Annotated in this window: 13 protein-coding genes; 9 read left to right on the top strand and 4 right to left on the bottom strand. The window is 62.2% G+C overall.

Translation table 11 applies throughout. The features are described 5' to 3' along the window. Positions 1-24 precede the first annotated feature (24 nt). The 8 genes from GIW04_RS04135 to GIW04_RS04100 are packed head-to-tail and all read left to right on the top strand — an operon-like array spanning position 25 to position 6515. Complete coding sequence (locus tag GIW04_RS04135) at positions 25-1272, top strand: NAD(P)/FAD-dependent oxidoreductase (RefSeq protein ID WP_034134716.1); 1248 nt, start codon at positions 25-27, stop codon at positions 1270-1272. Then, complete coding sequence (locus GIW04_RS04130; RefSeq protein ID WP_034134715.1) at positions 1269-2018, top strand: class I SAM-dependent methyltransferase; 750 nt, start codon at positions 1269-1271, stop codon at positions 2016-2018. The genes GIW04_RS04135 and GIW04_RS04130 overlap by 4 nt, the downstream gene beginning before the upstream one ends. Continuing rightward, positions 2015-2497, top strand: coding sequence for a hypothetical protein (locus GIW04_RS04125; protein WP_120247913.1), 483 nt, complete (start codon positions 2015-2017; stop codon positions 2495-2497). The genes GIW04_RS04130 and GIW04_RS04125 overlap by 4 nt, the downstream gene beginning before the upstream one ends. Continuing rightward, a complete protein-coding gene (locus GIW04_RS04120) occupies positions 2494-3660 on the top strand; it encodes a beta-ketoacyl-[acyl-carrier-protein] synthase family protein (protein WP_003187932.1) in 1167 nt (388 codons plus the stop codon). Before GIW04_RS04125 ends, GIW04_RS04120 begins: the two co-directional genes overlap by 4 nt. Beyond that, complete coding sequence (locus GIW04_RS04115; RefSeq protein WP_003187930.1) at positions 3657-4118, top strand: hotdog family protein; 462 nt, start codon at positions 3657-3659, stop codon at positions 4116-4118. Before GIW04_RS04120 ends, GIW04_RS04115 begins: the two co-directional genes overlap by 4 nt. After that, a complete protein-coding gene (gene fabG, locus GIW04_RS04110) occupies positions 4115-4843 on the top strand; it encodes a 3-oxoacyl-ACP reductase FabG (RefSeq protein WP_094774362.1) in 729 nt (242 codons plus the stop codon). The genes GIW04_RS04115 and fabG overlap by 4 nt, the downstream gene beginning before the upstream one ends. Continuing rightward, complete coding sequence (locus GIW04_RS04105) at positions 4843-6069, top strand: beta-ketoacyl-ACP synthase (protein WP_236270078.1); 1227 nt, start codon at positions 4843-4845, stop codon at positions 6067-6069. The genes fabG and GIW04_RS04105 overlap by 1 nt, the downstream gene beginning before the upstream one ends. Before the next feature lie 26 nt (positions 6070-6095). Beyond that, the gene (locus GIW04_RS04100) at positions 6096-6515 is read left to right on the top strand and encodes a hypothetical protein (RefSeq protein WP_003187927.1); all 420 of its coding nucleotides are present in this window, start codon (positions 6096-6098) and stop codon (positions 6513-6515) included. 38 nt (positions 6516-6553) lie between these two features. On the opposite strand, the gene GIW04_RS04095 is transcribed toward GIW04_RS04100, so the two are convergent. Next, positions 6554-7447 carry a LysR family transcriptional regulator gene (locus GIW04_RS04095; protein ID WP_120247912.1) on the bottom strand — a complete coding sequence of 298 codons (894 nt, stop codon included), beginning with the start codon at positions 7445-7447 and terminating at the stop codon, positions 6554-6556. 181 nt (positions 7448-7628) lie between these two features. Here GIW04_RS04095 and GIW04_RS04090 point away from each other — a divergent pair, with 181 nt between their 5' ends. Next, the gene (locus GIW04_RS04090; protein WP_236313509.1) at positions 7629-8846 is read left to right on the top strand and encodes an MFS transporter; all 1218 of its coding nucleotides are present in this window, start codon (positions 7629-7631) and stop codon (positions 8844-8846) included. 100 nt (positions 8847-8946) lie between these two features. Here GIW04_RS04090 and hemE read toward each other — a convergent pair whose 3' ends face one another. From hemE to gltB, 3 genes are all read right to left on the bottom strand, one after another. Next, complete coding sequence (gene hemE, locus GIW04_RS04085) at positions 8947-10014, bottom strand: uroporphyrinogen decarboxylase (protein ID WP_003187922.1); 1068 nt, start codon at positions 10012-10014, stop codon at positions 8947-8949. 223 nt (positions 10015-10237) lie between these two features. Further along, positions 10238-11656, bottom strand: coding sequence for an FAD-dependent oxidoreductase (locus tag GIW04_RS04080; RefSeq protein WP_003187920.1), 1419 nt, complete (start codon positions 11654-11656; stop codon positions 10238-10240). 32 nt (positions 11657-11688) lie between these two features. Next, entirely contained in the window at positions 11689-16134 is a 4446-nt protein-coding gene (gene gltB / locus GIW04_RS04075; RefSeq protein WP_094774364.1) for a glutamate synthase large subunit, read from the bottom strand. Positions 16135-16384 lie beyond the last annotated feature (250 nt).

The following is a 16384-nucleotide window of genomic DNA, read 5'->3' as shown; positions in this document are numbered from 1 at the left end:
GCGCCCATGCGGCAAGGAGCCCTCGTGCCCACAGTTGAAATGGAACGTCGCCAGGTGGTGGTGATCGGTGCCGGGCCTTCCGGTGCCATCGCGGCCGCGCTGTTAAAGCGCAAAGGGCATGATGTATTGATCATCGAGCGCGAGCATTTCCCGCGCTTCTCGATTGGCGAAAGCCTGCTGTCACACTGCATCGATTTTATCGAAGAAGCCGGCATGCTCGACGCAGTGCAAGCGGCTGGCTTCCAGGTAAAAACCGGCGCCGCATTCGCCTGGGGCGAGCGCTACAGTGCCTTTGATTTCAGCGATACCTTCAGCAACGGCAAGCCCACCACCTTCCAGGTGCAGCGCGGCGAGTTCGACAAGTTGCTGGCCGACCAGGCGGCGCTGCAAGGCGTGGAAATCCGCTATGGCCAAACCATTGTCGGCGTGGATTTTTCTGCCGAGAGCCGGTATTTGCATGTGCGCCGCCAGAATGGCAGTGAGTACCACCTCAAGGCCAGGTTCGTGCTCGATGCCAGTGGCTATGGCCGTGTGTTGCCACGCCTGCTGGACCTGGAAGCACCGTCGAATTTCCCGCTGCGCCAGGCCGTATTCACCCACGTCGAAGACCGTATCGAACACCCAGGCTTTGACCGCAGCAAAATCCTGGTGACCACTCACCCGACCAAGCGCGATATCTGGTTCTGGACCATCCCGTTCAGTAACGGCCGTTGCTCGGTGGGCGTGGTCGCGGCCAAGGAGCATTTCGAGGGCGCGGGCAGCGACCTCGACGCCTGCCTGCGCTGCTTTATCGAGCAAACCCCAAGCCTGTCCGGCGTGCTGCAAAATGCCGTGTGGGACACCCCGGCGCGCACGATCGGCGGCTACGCGGCCAACGTCAAAACCCTGCACGGCCCAGGTTTTGCGCTGCTGGGCAACGCGGCGGAATTCCTCGACCCGGTGTTCTCTTCCGGCGTGACCATTGCCATGCGTTCGGCGAGCATGGCCGCGGGTGTGCTGCACCGCCAATTGAGCGGCGAAACGGTGGACTGGCAAACCGAGTTTGCCGAGCCGCTCAAGCGCGGTGTCGATACCTTCCGTTGCTACGTCGAAGGCTGGTATGCGGGCACGTTCCAGGACGTGATTTTCCATCCTGGCAGTTCACCGGAGATTCGCCGCATGATCAGCTCAATCCTGGCCGGTTACGCCTGGGATGAACGCAACCCGTTTGTCAGCGAGCCGAAGCGGCGCTTGCGGATGTTGTCGGATATTTGTGCGAGTGAAGCGGTATGAGCAGCCCTGGCGTTGAAAAAAACTACCTGAGTCAAAACTACGTCGAAGAAACCAAGTTCGGTTTCTGGTTCCTGCGCAGCCATACCTGGCAGCATCACGTGTTGCGCGTGGCGATCAATGACCTGCGCAGCCTGTTCAGCGAGCCGCTACCGGTAGCGCCGGTGTTGTTGGATGCTGGTTGCGGCCAGGGCAAATCCTTCCAGTTGCTGCATCAGGTGTTCGCACCTTCGCGCCTGATCGGCCTGGATGCCGACCCCCACAGCCTGGCACTGAGCCGCGAAGAAGCTGCGCGCCTGGGGCTGGACGTCGAACTGATCGGCAGCGACTGCGCGACCCTCAACGTGCCGGATGCCAGCGTCGATATCCTGTTCTGCCACCAGACCTTCCATCATCTGGTGGAACAACATCGCGCACTCAAGGAGTTCTATCGGGTGCTCAAGCCGGGCGGCTATCTGCTGTTTGCCGAATCCACCGAAGCCTACATCGACACCTGGGTGATTCGCTGGCTGTTCCGCCACCCGATGCATGTGCAAAAGAGCGCCGAAGAGTACTTGGAGATGCTGCGCGAGCAGGGCTTTGAGTTCGCTGCACAGAACATTTCGTACCCTTACTTGTGGTGGAGCCGTTCCAGTGACTTCGGCCTGCTGGAACGCTGGGGCCTGCGCAAGGCACCACCCGTGGGCCAGCGCGAGGAAACCCTGGTCAACTGCGTAGCGCGTAAACCTGTGGAGAATGCGGCCCCATGATGCGCCTGCTGTTGATAAGTTGCCTGCTGCTGCTCGGCGCCTGCGCCAGCCAGGCGCCGCTACCGGAGAAAATGCCGGCGCTGACCTTGCCGATGCAATTGCATGTGCAGCGCCTGGCAGACGGCCAGAGCCAGGACTGGCTGCTGGTGATCCAGCGCGAAGGCCAAGCGCTTCGCTGGTCGATGATGGACCCGCTGGGCATTCCCCTGGCCCGGCAAAAACTGCTCGATGGGCAGTGGCAGGCAGACGGCTTGCTGCCGCCCAACCCCCAGGCGCGCACGCTGTTTGCCGCGCTGCTGTTTGCCCTCACCGCGCCCGGTGACGTACCGGCGTTGTATCCGACTGCCCAGGCCATGGACCTGACGCGCACGCTGCCGGGCCACTGGCAAATCATCTATCAGTCTTCCGAGGTGTTCAGCGTGAACATGGCCGGCCAGCCGCTGAGTTACCGCATCACCCCGCTGGGTGTGAGCCGATGACCGCCTACCTCAATGCCCTTGGCGTGATCTGTGCCCTTGGCCGTGGCCAGGCCGAGGTCAGCCGTAACCTGTTCGCCGGCGATTGCTCAGGCATGCGCGCCGAAAGCGGCTGGGTGCCGGAGCGCGTAGTGCCGGTGGCCGCCGTACAGGGCGAGCTGGCAAGCCTGCCCCCAGAGCTGGCCGAGCAAAGCAGCCGCAATAACCAGTTGCTGCTGGAAGCGGCGCTGCAGATCAAGGATGAGATTCGTCAGGCCATCCAGACCTACGGCCCTGGCCGGGTCGGGGTTGTGCTCGGCACCAGCACCTCGGGCATTGACGAAGCCAGCCGTGGCATTGCCCATTACCTGCAAAACACGCAGTTCCCCGCTGACTACGATTACCAGCAACAGGAACTCAGCGCCCCGGCCAACTTCCTCGCCGACTGGTTGAACGTGAGCGGCCCGGCCTATGTGATTTCCACCGCCTGCACCTCCAGCGCCCGTGCATTGATGAGTGCCCAGCGCCTGTTGGACCTGGGGGTGTGCGATGCGGTGATCTGCGGCGGTGTGGACAGCCTGTGCAAGCTGACGCTGAACGGGTTTACCGCGCTGGAAGCCGTGTCTGCCGAGCGCTGTAATCCGTTCTCGGTGAACCGCAACGGCATCAATATCGGTGAAGCGGCGGTGCTGTTCCTGATGAGCCGCGAGCCGGCACCGGTTGCCCTGCTGGGCAGCGGTGCCAGTTGCGACGCGCACCATATCTCCGCGCCCGAGCCCGGCGGCAAGGGCGCGTTGCTGGCCATGCGCAAGGCCCTGGCCAGTGCAAAACTTTCGCCCGAGCAGATCGGCTACCTGAACCTGCACGGCACCGCGACCCAACATAACGACGCCATGGAAAGCCTGGCAGTCGCCAGCCTGTTTCCCGGCGGCGTCGCCTGCTCGTCGACCAAGCCCATGACCGGCCACACCCTCGGCGCGGCCGGGGCCCTGGAAGCCGCGTTCTGCTGGCTGAGCCTGACCCATCGCCTGCTGCCACCGCATGTATGGGACGGCCACCCCGACCCGGCTATGCCCGCGTTGCAATGGGTGCGCAGTGGCGACACCTTGAAAAAACCCTGCCTGATGAGCAACTCGTTTGCCTTCGGCGGTAACAATGTCAGCCTGATAATCGCAGAGGCCCCATGATCGATTGGCCACTCGCCGAACTGCTGCCCCACGCGGGCGACATGATCCTGATCGACCAGGTGCTGTCGTTCGATGAAGAGCAGATTCACACCCGCGTCACCGTCAAGCCCGGCGGCCTGTTCAATCGTGCAGACGGCAGCTTGCCGGCCTGGGTCGGCATCGAGCTGATGGCGCAAAGCGTCGCCGCCTATGCCGGTTGCCATGCACGCCAGCAAGGCAAGGCCGTGGAGCTGGGCTTCCTGTTGGGCACACGTAAGTTCGAGTGCAACGTGGAGCACTTTGCGGCCGGCGCCGAACTGAACATCCACGGCCTGCGCTCCCTGGAAGACGACAACGGCATGGGTGTGTTCGAATGCCACCTCACCGGCGACGGCATCCAGGCCAGCGCGCGCTTGAACGTATTTCGACCGCCCCAGGCGGCCAACTATTTAGCTGAATCGAAGGACGAAACGCCATGACTGAATCCGTACTGGTCACCGGCTCCAGCCGTGGCATCGGTCGCGCCATTGCCCTGCGCCTGGCCCAGGCCGGCCATGACATCGTGCTGCATTGCCGCAGCGGCCGTGCCGAAGCCGACGCGGTACAGCTCGAGGTCCAAGCCCTGGGGCGCAAGGCCCGCGTGCTGCAGTTCGACGTGGCGGATCGCGCTGCGTGCAAAGAGATCCTTGAAACCGATGTGGAGCAGCATGGCGCCTATTACGGCGTGGTGCTCAATGCCGGCCTGACCCGCGACGGCGCCTTTCCTGCCCTGTCGGAAGACGATTGGGATGTGGTGATGCGCACCAACCTGGATGGTTTCTACAATGTGCTGCACCCGGTGATGATGCCGATGATCCGGCGCCGCGCCGCCGGGCGTATCGTGTGCATCACCTCGGTGTCCGGCTTGATCGGCAACCGCGGCCAGGTCAACTACAGCGCGTCCAAAGCCGGCTTGATCGGCGCAGCCAAGGCGCTGGCCATCGAATTGGGCAAGCGCAAGATCACCGTCAACTGCGTGGCGCCGGGCCTGATCGACACCGCGATGCTGGATGAAAACGTACCGGTAGAAGAACTGATGAAAATGATCCCGGCCCAACGCATGGGCACGCCGGAAGAAGTCGCTGGCGCAGTGAATTTCCTGATGTCCGCCGAAGCCAGCTATATCACGCGCCAGGTGCTGGCCGTGAACGGGGGCCTGTGCTGATGAAGCGCGTTGTCGTCACCGGCATGGCCGGCGTGACCTCCCTGGGCAGCGACTGGGACACCATCGCCGCGAACTTTCGCGCCAACCGCAGCGGCATCCGGCGCATGGATGAGTGGGACCGTTTCACCGAGTTGAACACGCGCCTGGCCGGCCCTATCGACGATTTCGTCGTGCCCGCGCACTGGACGCGCAAGCAGCTGCGCAGCATGGGCCGCGTCTCGCGCCTGGCGGTGTGGGCAGCAGAGCAGGCCTTGCAGGACGCCGGCTTGCTCGGTGACGAGTCGATCAAGGACGGGCGCATGGGCGTGGCCTGTGGTTCGTCCACCGGCAGCACCGATGTGATCAAGGCGTTCGGTAATATGCTGCTCAACTCGGTGGCCGAGGGGCTCAATGCCAACTCTTATGTGCGCATGATGCCGCACACCACGGCGGCGAATATCAGCATTTTTTTTGGCCTCACCGGCCGGCTGATTCCCACCTCCAGCGCCTGCACCAGCGGCAGCCAGGGCATTGGCTACGCCTATGAGGCGATCAAGTTCGGGCGTCTGCCGTTGATGCTCGCAGGCGGCGCGGAAGAACTGTGCCCCACCGAAGCCATGGTGTTCGATGCGTTGTACGCCACCAGCCTGAAAAACGATGCGCCGCAAACCAGCCCGCGCCCCTACGACAGCGGCCGCGACGGCCTGGTGATCGGTGAAGGTGGCGGCATGTTGGTGCTCGAAGAGTTGGAGCACGCACTCGCGCGAGGCGCGCATATTCATGCGGAGCTGGTCGGCTTCGGCAGCAACGCCGACGGCCAGCACACCACCCGCCCGGAACAGAAAACCATGCGCCGCGCCATGGAGCTGGCCCTGGAAGACGCAGGTCTTGAACCGTCCGCCATCGGCTACGTGAACGGCCACGGCACGGCCACCGATCAGGGCGACATCGCCGAAACCCTGGCCACCAGCAGCCTGTTTGGCAGCCGCATGCCGATCAGTTCGCAGAAAAGTTTCCTGGGGCACACCCTGGGTGCGTGCGGGGCGTTGGAGTCGTGGTTCAGCATCGAGATGATGAACCGCGACCAGTACGTGCACACCTTCAACCTGGACGCGGTCGACCCGCAATGCGGCGAGCTGGACTACCTGCAAGGTGGCTTTCGCCAGATGCACAACGACTACGTGATGAACAACAACTTTGCCTTCGGCGGCGTCAACACCTCGTTGATCTTCCGCCGCTGGGCCTGACTTTTTAATCGACTGGAGAGAACGGAATGTCTTCCCTGCTACGCGCTACCCTGATCACCCTGGCCCTGCTGACCACGGCTGGCTGCACCAGCAAACCGGTGCTCAACACCCAGCACGAGTTACCGGCCACAAGCCAGGTCAGCGAAGAAAAAATGAAGCAAGTGATCGTCGCCGCTCTGCAAAAACGCGAGTGGACGGTACAACGCCTGAGCCCACAACTGGTGCAGGCCGAGATCACCGTGCGCGGCCAGTTCTACGCCGCCATCGACATCCGCTACACCCGCAACAGCTACGCCATCACCTACCGCGACAGCCGCGACCTGGGCTACAAGGACGGCAAGATCCATCGCAACTACAACCGTTGGGTGAGCATGCTGGATCGGGATATTCTGGCGGGGCTGCGTACTTACAGCGTGAATGAAGCAAATACTTCGCCCCAAAACTGACCCCCCTGTGGCGAGGGAGCTTGCTCCCTCGCCACAGGTTATTGAGCGGCCTTACGCGTCAACAACTCCACAAACCCTTTCGCCATCGGCGTTTGCGCGCCCTTACGCTGCACCAGCCACACCGCCGTCACCGCCTGCGGGTCGAGCAAGGTGCGATAGACCACGCCGTCAATGCGGATGCGCTGGTAAGACGCCGGCAACACCGACACCCCCAACCCCGCCGCCACCAGGCCGATGATGGTCATTGCTTCCCCTGCTTCCTGGGCAAAGTGCGGGCTGAACCCGGCGTCGCGAGCCAGGTTGAGCAATTGTGCGTACAGGCCGCTGCCGTAACTGCGCGGGAAGAACACAAAAGGCTCCTCGGCCAATTGCTCCAGGTGCAAGCCGCGCTCGCTGCCCTGGGCCAACGGGTGGCCGGCGCTCAGTACCGCTACCAAGTGTTCGCGCATCAACTCGACCACGCTCAGTGAGTCGGGCAAGGGCAAAGGCCGCATCAGCCCCACCTGAATCGACTCATCCACCAGCGACTCGGCCACTTGGGTGCTACTCATTTCTTGCAAGTTCAGATGCACCGCCGGGAATGCCTGGCGGAAGGCAAAGATCGCCCGGGGAATGCTCGCGTTGAACGGCGCAGACGAGGTGAAGCCGATCTTCAACTCACCCAGCTCGCCCAACTGCGCACGCCGCGCCACATCTGCCGCCTTGTCGACCTGGGCCAGTACCAAGCGTGCCTCTTGCAAGAACAAGCGCCCTGCCTCGCTCAGCTCGACCCGACGATTGGTGCGCTCGAACAAGCGTGCGCCCAGCTCGTGTTCCAGCGCCTGGATCTGCTGGCTCAGGGGTGGCTGCGAGATGCCCAGCACCTGCGCGGCGCGGCCGAAGTGCAGTTCTTCGGCAACGGCGATGAAGTAGCGCAAATGGCGGAATTCCATGCAAGCCTCATTAGGTCGTAAAAACTATCAAACAGGTCGAACAATATATTGGAAAGAATCATTAGCCAGCTATATTCTTTTTTGCATTGTCAGTCCTGGCAGACTTTCCTCCCCGAGGTCCCCCGTGAATCCTGCTGTTGCTCCACTTGCCCAACACACCCCGCCCTCAGCCCTCGATGAGGTGGTGGCGCAGCTTAATGACGCGTACATCGAAAAAGGCACGCCGATGTTCATGCGCACGGTGCTGGCGCTGTTCTCCGGCGGCTTCGCCACGTTTGCCTTGTTGTATTGCGTGCAGCCGATGATGCCGGCGCTGTCCCATGAATTTTCCATCAATGCGGCGCAAAGCAGCCTGATTCTGTCCGTCGCCACCGCGATGCTCGCCTGCGGCCTGCTGATCACCGGGCCGATATCCGACAGGCTGGGGCGCAAGCCGGTGATGGTTGCCGCGTTGTTCTGTGCGGCGCTGGCCACCATCGCCAGCGGCTTGATGCCGAGCTGGGAGGGCATCCTGTTGATGCGCGCACTGGTGGGCCTGTCCTTGAGCGGCCTGGCCGCCGTGGCCATGACCTACCTCAGCGAAGAGATCCACCCGCAGCACATCGGCCTGGCCATGGGCCTGTATATCGGCGGCAATGCGATTGGCGGCATGAGCGGGCGCCTGATCATCGGCGTATTGATCGATTTTGTCAGCTGGCACACCGCAATGCTGATCATCGGTGCCCTGGCGTTGATCGCTGCCACGGTGTTCTGGAAGATCCTCCCCGAATCGCGCAACTTCCGCGCCAGCAGCCTCAAGCCGCGCAGCCTGGTGGACGGCTTCGTCATGCACTTCAAGGACGCCGGCCTACCGTGGCTGTTCCTTGAAGCCTTCCTGCTGATGGGCGCCTTCGTGACGATGTTCAACTACATCGGCTATCGCCTGCTGGCCTCACCCTATGAGCTGAGCCAGGCGGTGGTCGGCCTGCTATCAGTGGTGTACCTGTCGGGCATCTACAGCTCGGCCAAGATCGGCTCCCTGGCCGACCGCCTCGGTCGCCGTCGGGTGCTGTGGGCTACCATCGTGCTGATGCTCGCCGGCATCGCCCTGACACTGTTCACCCCGTTGTGGCTGGTGGTGCCAGGCATGCTGGTGTTCACCTTCGGGTTCTTCGGCGCCCACTCGGTCGCCAGCAGCTGGATCGGCCGCCGTGCGGTGAAAGCCAAGGGGCAGGCGTCGTCGCTCTACTTGTTCTGCTACTACGTGGGGTCGAGCATTGCCGGGACGGCGGGAGGGTTCTTCTGGCATTTTGCCGGGTGGAACGGGATTGGCGGATTCATTATCGCGCTACTGATCGGCGCGTTGCTGGTGGCGTTGAAGCTGGCGAAGTTGCCGCCACTGGGGAATATGCAGACCTGACGCGATTGGCTTTATGTGGGAGCTGGCTTGCCTGCGATGGCGGTGTTGAATTCGCCGCCGCCATCGCAGGCAAGCCAGCTCCCACAGTTTGTTTTGCGTTTTACTCGTGGTACTGCGCCGACAGTTCGTGCACTGCGCGCAAGAACGCACCCGCGTGCTCCGGGTTCACTTCCGGTGTGATACCGTGGCCAAGGTTGAACACGTGGCCACTGCCTTTGCCGTAGCTAGCCAGGATGCGCCCTACTTCGGCGCGGATCGCTTCTGGCTTGGCGTACAGCACGGTCGGGTCCATGTTGCCTTGCAGGGCCACCTGGTTGCCGACGCGACGGCGCGCTTCGCCGAGGTCACAGGTCCAATCCAGGCCCAGTGCATCCGCGCCCGCGTCGGCGATGCTTTCCAGCCACAGGCCGCCGCCTTTGGTGAACATGATCACCGGCACCTTGCGGCCTTCGTGTTCACGGATCAGGCCGCTGACGATCTTGCGCATGTAGGCCAGGGAGAATTCCTGGTACGCCGCCGCCGACAGGTTGCCGCCCCAGGTATCGAAGATCTGCACCGCTTGCGCACCGGCCATGATCTGGCCGTTGAGGTAGGACGTGACCGACTGCGCCAGCTTGTCCAGCAACAGGTGCATGGCTTGCGGGTTGTCGTAGAGCATGGCCTTGGTCTTGCGGAAGTCTTTCGACGAGCCGCCTTCGACCATGTAGGTGGCCAGGGTCCATGGGCTGCCGGAGAAGCCGATCAGCGGCACGCGGCCGTTGAGCTCGCGGCGGATGGTGCTCACGGCGTCCATCACGTAGCCCAGGTCTTTGTGTGGATCAGGAATCGGCAGGGCTTCGATATCGGCCAGGGTGCTGACGACCTTCTTGAAACGCGGGCCTTCGCCGGTTTCGAAGTACAGGCCTTGGCCCATGGCGTCGGGGATGGTGAGGATATCGGAGAAGAGGATGGCCGCGTCCAGTTGTGGGTAGCGGTCCAGCGGCTGCATCGTGACTTCGCAGGCGAACTCCGGGTTCATGCACAGGCTCATGAAATCGCCCGCATTGGCGCGACTGGCGCGGTATTCCGGCAGGTAGCGACCAGCTTGACGCATCATCCACACCGGGGTGACGTCTACGGGTTGCTTGAGCAGGGCACGAAGGAAACGGTCGTTCTTGAGGGCAGTCATGTCGGCATCCGCAAAAAAAGTGCGGGCATTTTCTCAGAGCGCGACGCAAAAGGCACGGAATGCACCGTGCCTTTTGTCTATCGGGTCAATTTGTCGCGGCAATGCCGCCGCAGGATCGTTCCCACGCTCCGCGTGGTAACGCCTCCTGTGACGCTCCGCGTCATGCTGTTCGGGACGCGGAGCGTCCCTGGCGGCATTCCCACGCGGAGCGTGGGAACGATCATCAGACTTGCAGGTAGTCCAGGATGCCTTCGGCGGCGTTACGGCCTTCGAAGATCGCGGTGACCACCAGGTCAGACCCGCGCACCATGTCGCCACCGGCGAAGATTTTCGGGTTGCTGGTCTGGTGCTTGTACTGGCCTTGTTCCGGGGCTACAACGCGGCCCTGGCTGTCGGTCTGGATTTCGAACTGCTCAAACCACGGCGCCGGGCTTGGGCGGAAGCCGAAGGCGATGACCACGGCGTCGGCCGGGATGATCTCTTCGGAACCCGGGATCGGCTCGGGGCTGCGACGCCCACGGGCATCCGGTTCGCCGAGACGGGTCTCGACCACCTTCACACCTTCCACACGGTCTTCACCGACAATAGCGATCGGCTGGCGGTTGTAGAGGAATTTCACGCCTTCTTCCTTGGCGTTCTTCACCTCTTTGCGCGAGCCGGGCATGTTGGCTTCGTCACGGCGATAAGCACAGGTCACCGACTTGGCGCCCTGGCGGATCGAGGTGCGGTTGCAGTCCATCGCGGTGTCGCCACCGCCCAGCACCACGACCTTCTTGCCCTTCATGTCGACGAAGTCTTCCGGCGACTTTTCAAAGCCCAGGTTGCGGTTGACGTTGGCGATCAGGAAGTCGAGCGCGTCATACACGCCCGGCAAGTCCTCACCGGCAAAGCCGCCCTTCATGTAGGTGTAGGTGCCCATGCCCATGAACACCGCATCGTATTCGGCGAGCAGTTGCTCCATGGTGATGTCTTTGCCGATCTCAGTATTGAGGCGGAACTCGATACCCATGCCGGTGAACACTTCACGACGGTGGCTCAGTACGGTTTTTTCCAGCTTGAACTCGGGGATACCGAAGGTCAGCAGGCCACCGATTTCCGGGTTCTTGTCGAACACCACCGGGGTCACGCCGCCACGCACCAACACGTCAGCACACCCAAGGCCCGCCGGGCCTGCGCCGATGATCGCGACGCGCTTGCCAGTCGGCTTGACCTTGGACATGTCCGGGCGCCAGCCCATGGCGAACGCCGTATCGGTGATGTACTTCTCCACCGAGCCGATGGTTACCGCGCCGAAACCGTCGTTGAGGGTGCAGGCCCCTTCACACAAGCGGTCTTGCGGGCACACCCGGCCGCAGACTTCCGGCAGGGTGTTGGTCTGGTGCGACAACTCGGCGGCGGCGAGGATGTTGCCCTCGGCCACCAGTTTGAGCCAGTTGGGAATGAAGTTGTGCACCGGGCACTTCCATTCGCAATACGGGTTACCGCACCCCAGGCAGCGGTGGGCCTGGTCGGCCGAGTGTTGGGGTTTGAAGGGTTCGTAGATCTCCACGAACTCTTTCTTGCGTTGACGCAACAGTTTCTTCTTCGGATCTTTGCGCCCGACATCGATGAACTGGAAGTCGTTATTCAGACGTTCAGCCATGTTAAAACCTCATCAAACTGTTCAGGCGCATATCACTGCGGGTTGGCACGGATGCTGGAAAGCAACGATTTCAGGTTGGCAGCCTTGGGCTTGACCAGCCAGAAACGACGCAGGTAATCATCGAGGTTTTCGGCGAGGTTGCGACCCCATTCGCTGCCGGTTTCCTCGACGTACTCGTCCAGCACGTGCTGCAAGTGGTTCCGGTAGGATTCCATGGCTTCGCCGCTGATGCGCTGGATCTCGACCAACTCGTGGTTGACCTTGTCGACGAAGGTGTTGTCCTGGTCGAGCACGTAGGCGAAACCGCCGGTCATGCCCGAACCGAAGTTGTAACCGGTCTTGCCCAGTACTGCGACAAAGCCTCCGGTCATGTACTCGCAGCAGTGATCGCCAGTGCCTTCCACCACGGTGTGGGCACCGGAGTTACGCACGGCGAAACGCTCACCGGCAGTACCTGCGGCAAACAGCTTGCCACCGGTGGCGCCGTACAAGCAGGTGTTGCCGATGATGGCACTGTCCTGGGTCTTGTACACGCTGCCAGCCGGCGGGACGATGACCAGCTTGCCGCCGGTCATGCCCTTGCCCACGTAGTCGTTGGCGTCGCCTTCCAGGTACATGTGCAGGCCACCGGCGTTCCACACGCCGAAGCTCTGGCCCGCAGTGCCCTTGAAGCGGAAGGTAATCGGCGCTTTCGCCATGCCCTGGTTGCCGTGCTCGCGCGCGATTTCGCCGGAGATGCGTGCGCCGATGGAACGATCGCAGTTGCAGATATCCAGCGCGAATTCGCCACCGCTGGCGTCGTTGATCGAGGAGCCGGCCATTTCGACCATTTTCTCGGCCAGCAGGCCTTTGTCGAACGGTGGGTTGCGGTCCACCTGGCAGAATTGTGGCTTGTCTGCCGGGATGTGATCGCTGCCCAACAGCGGCGTGAGGTCCAGATGTTGTTGCTTGGCGGTCTGGCCTTCGAGGATGTCCAACAGGTCGGTGCGACCGATCAGCTCTTCCAGAGAACGTACGCCCAGCTTGGCCAGCCACTCACGGGTTTCTTCGGCGACGTAGGTGAAGAAATTCACCACCATGTCGACGGTGCCGATGTAGTGATCCTTGCGCAGTTTTTCGTTCTGAGTCGCTACGCCGGTAGCGCAGTTGTTCAGGTGGCAGATACGCAGGTATTTGCAGCCCAGGGCGATCATGGGCGCAGTGCCGAAGCCGAAGCTTTCGGCGCCGAGGATCGCGGCCTTGATCACATCGAGGCCGGTTTTCAGGCCGCCGTCGGTCTGTACTCGCACCTTGCCGCGCAGATCGTTGCCGCGCAGGGTCTGGTGGGTTTCGGCCAGGCCGAGTTCCCACGGTGCACCGGCGTACTTGATCGAGGTCAGCGGCGAAGCGCCGGTGCCGCCATCGTAGCCGGAGATGGTGATCAGGTCGGCATAGGCCTTGGCCACACCGGCGGCAATGGTGCCGACGCCGGCTTCTGCCACCAGTTTCACCGAGACCAGGGCCTGCGGGTTGACTTGTTTGAGGTCGAAGATCAGCTGCGACAAGTCTTCAATCGAGTAGATGTCGTGGTGCGGCGGTGGCGAAATAAGGGTCACGCCCGGTACGGCGTAACGCAGCTTGGCGATCAGGCCGTTGACCTTGCCGCCTGGCAGTTGACCACCCTCACCCGGCTTGGCGCCTTGGGCCACCTTGATCTGCAGCACCTCGGCATTCACCAGGTACTCCGGGGTCACGCCGAAACGGCCGGTGGCCACCTGCTTGATTTTCGAGCTTTTGAGCGTGCCATAGCGCGCCGGGTCTTCGCCGCCTTCGCCGGAGTTGGAACGCGCCCCCAGGCGGTTCATGGCTTCGGCCAGGGCCTCGTGAGCTTCCGGCGACAAGGCGCCCAGGGAAATACCGGCGGAGTCGAAGCGCTTGAGGATCGACTCCAGCGGCTCGACCTGGCTGATGTCCATCGGCGTGTCCAGGGTCTTCACCTTGAACAGGTCGCGGATCATCGACACCGGGCGGTTATCCACCAGGCTCGTGTATTCCTTGAACTTGGCGTAGTCGCCCTGCTGCACAGCGGCTTGCAGGGTGTTGACCACGTCCGGGTTGTAGGCGTGGTATTCACCACCGTGCACGAACTTGAGCAGGCCACCTTGCTGAATCGGCTTGCGCGCGCTCCAGGCCTCCAAGGCCAGGGCTTTCTGTTCGGCTTCGATGTCGACGAAACGCGCGCCCTTGATGCGGCTCGGCACGCCACGGAAACTCAGCTCGCAGACTTCTTCGGACAAGCCGATGGCTTCGAACAACTGCGCGCCGCGGTACGAGGTGACGGTGGAGATGCCCATCTTCGACAGGATCTTCAGCAGGCCCTTGGTGATGCCCTTGCGGTAGTTCTTGAACACCTCGTAGAGGTCGCCCAGCACTTCACCGGTACGGATCAGGTCACCCAACACTTCGTACGCCAGGAACGGATACACCGCCGAAGCGCCGAAACCGATCAGCACCGCAAAGTGATGCGGGTCGCGGGCGGTGGCGGTTTCCACGAGGATGTTGGAGTCGCAGCGCAGGCCTTTTTCGGTCAGGCGGTGGTGCACCGCACCGGTCGCCAGGGACGCATGGATCGGCAACTTGCCCGGCGCGATGTGGCGGTCGGTGAGTACGATCTGGGTACGACCGGCACGCACAGCTTCTTCAGCCTGGTCAGCAACGTTACGCACCGCGGCTTCAAGGCCCAGGCTCTCGTCGTAGTTCAGGTCGATGATCTGGCGGTCGAAGCCTGGACGCTCCAGGGTCATCAGCGAACGCCACTTGGCCGGGGAAATGACCGGCGAGCTGAGGATCACGCGCGAGGCATGCTCAGGCGATTCCTGGAAGATGTTGCGCTCGGCGCCGAGGCACACTTCCAGGGACATCACGATGGCTTCACGCAGCGGGTCGATCGGTGGGTTGGTCACCTGAGCGAACTGCTGGCGGAAATAGTCGTACGGCGTGCGCACGCGCTGGGACAGCACGGCCATTGGCGTGTCGTCGCCCATGGAGCCGACGGCTTCGTAGCCTTGCTCACCGAGGGGGCGCAGCACCTGGTCGCGCTCCTCGAACGTGACCTGGTACATCTTCATGTATTGCTTGAGCTGGTCGACGTCATAGAAAGCCGAACCGTGGTCGTTGTCTTCCATGGTCGCCTGGATGCGCAGGGCGTTCTTGCGCAGCCATTGCTTGTACGGGTGACGCGACTTCAAACGGTTGTCGATGGCGTCGGTGTCGAGGATCTGCCCGGTTTCGGTGTCCACGGCCAGGATCTGGCCAGGGCCGACACGGCCTTTGGCGATCACGTCTTCCGGCTTGTAGTCCCACACGCCGATTTCCGAGGCGAGGGTGATGAAACCGTTGGTGGTGGTCACCCAACGCGCCGGGCGCAGGCCGTTACGGTCGAGCAGGCACACCGCGTAGCGGCCGTCGGTCATGACCACGCCGGCCGGGCCGTCCCACGGCTCCATGTGCATCGAGTTGTACTCGTAGAACGCACGCAGGTCCGGGTCCATGGTCTCGACGTTCTGCCACGCAGGCGGAATGATCATGCGCACGCCACGGAACAGGTCGATGCCGCCGGTAACCATCAGCTCAAGCATGTTGTCCATGCTGGAGGAGTCGGAACCCACGCGGTTGACCAGCGGGCCGAGCTCTTCGAGGTCCATCAAGTCGTTGGCGAACTTGGTGCGCCGGGCCTGGGCCCAGTTGCGGTTGCCGGTGATGGTATTGATCTCGCCGTTGTGGGCGAGGAAGCGGAATGGCTGGGCCAGCGGCCATTTCGGCAAGGTGTTGGTGGAGAAGCGCTGGTGGAACACGCAGATCGCGGTTTGCAGGCGCTCATCGCTCAGGTCTGGATAGAAGGCGGTGAGGTCCGCCGGCATCATCAGGCCTTTATAAATGATGGTCTTGTGGGAAAAGCTGCAGATGTAGTGGTCGGTGTCGGCGGCGTTGAGCACCGACGAACGACGACGGGACGTGAACAGCTTGATCGCCATGTCCTGGTCGCTCAGGCCATCGCCTGCGATGAACACTTGTTCGATCTGCGGCAGGCGCTCCAGGGCCAGGCGGCCGAGCACGCTGGTGTCGATGGGCACTTTGCGCCAGCCGACGATCTGCAGGCCGGCGGCGGCGATCTCGCGGTTCATGTTCTCGCGAGCGGCTTCGGCTTTTACCGGGTCCTGGTTGAAAAACACCATACCCACGGCGTACTGCTTGGGCAGTTCAACCGCAAATTGCTCTTTAGCGACAGCGCGCAGGAACTGGTCGGGCTTTTGAATCAGCAAGCCACAGCCGTCACCGGTCTTGCCGTCGGCGTTGATCCCACCGCGGTGGGTCATGCAGGTCAGGGCCTCGATGGCCGTTTGCAAAAGGGTATGACTGGGCTCGCCCTGCATGTGGGCTATCAGGCCGAAACCGCAGTTATCCTTGAATTCATCGGGTTGGTACAGACCTGCTTTCATAGACACTTTCTCACCAGGCTGCCTCTTTTACCGAGGCAAATTTCTTTTCAATTCAACCGGTTACCTTCCACGCCGAACGTACGCCGGCTTAGCGGGGGCAAAAGGGAGGTCATTGTACACACCGACACAGACGCTCACAAATTTAGCGACGAAATGTCGCAAATCTATGTCGCATTTATGAAAGGTTTAAAGCGATATGCTGTGCTAGTCAAAACTTTTTTAATTCTGACCGCTACGACTCAAAAGCTAC

Origin of the sequence: Pseudomonas sp. PA-4-8C, assembly GCF_021606625.1 — a bacterium.
Lineage (GTDB): Bacteria > Pseudomonadota > Gammaproteobacteria > Pseudomonadales > Pseudomonadaceae > Aquipseudomonas > Aquipseudomonas lactis.
The sequence above is the reverse complement of the archived record's forward strand: the minus strand, read 5'-3'. Positions and strand labels throughout refer to the sequence as shown.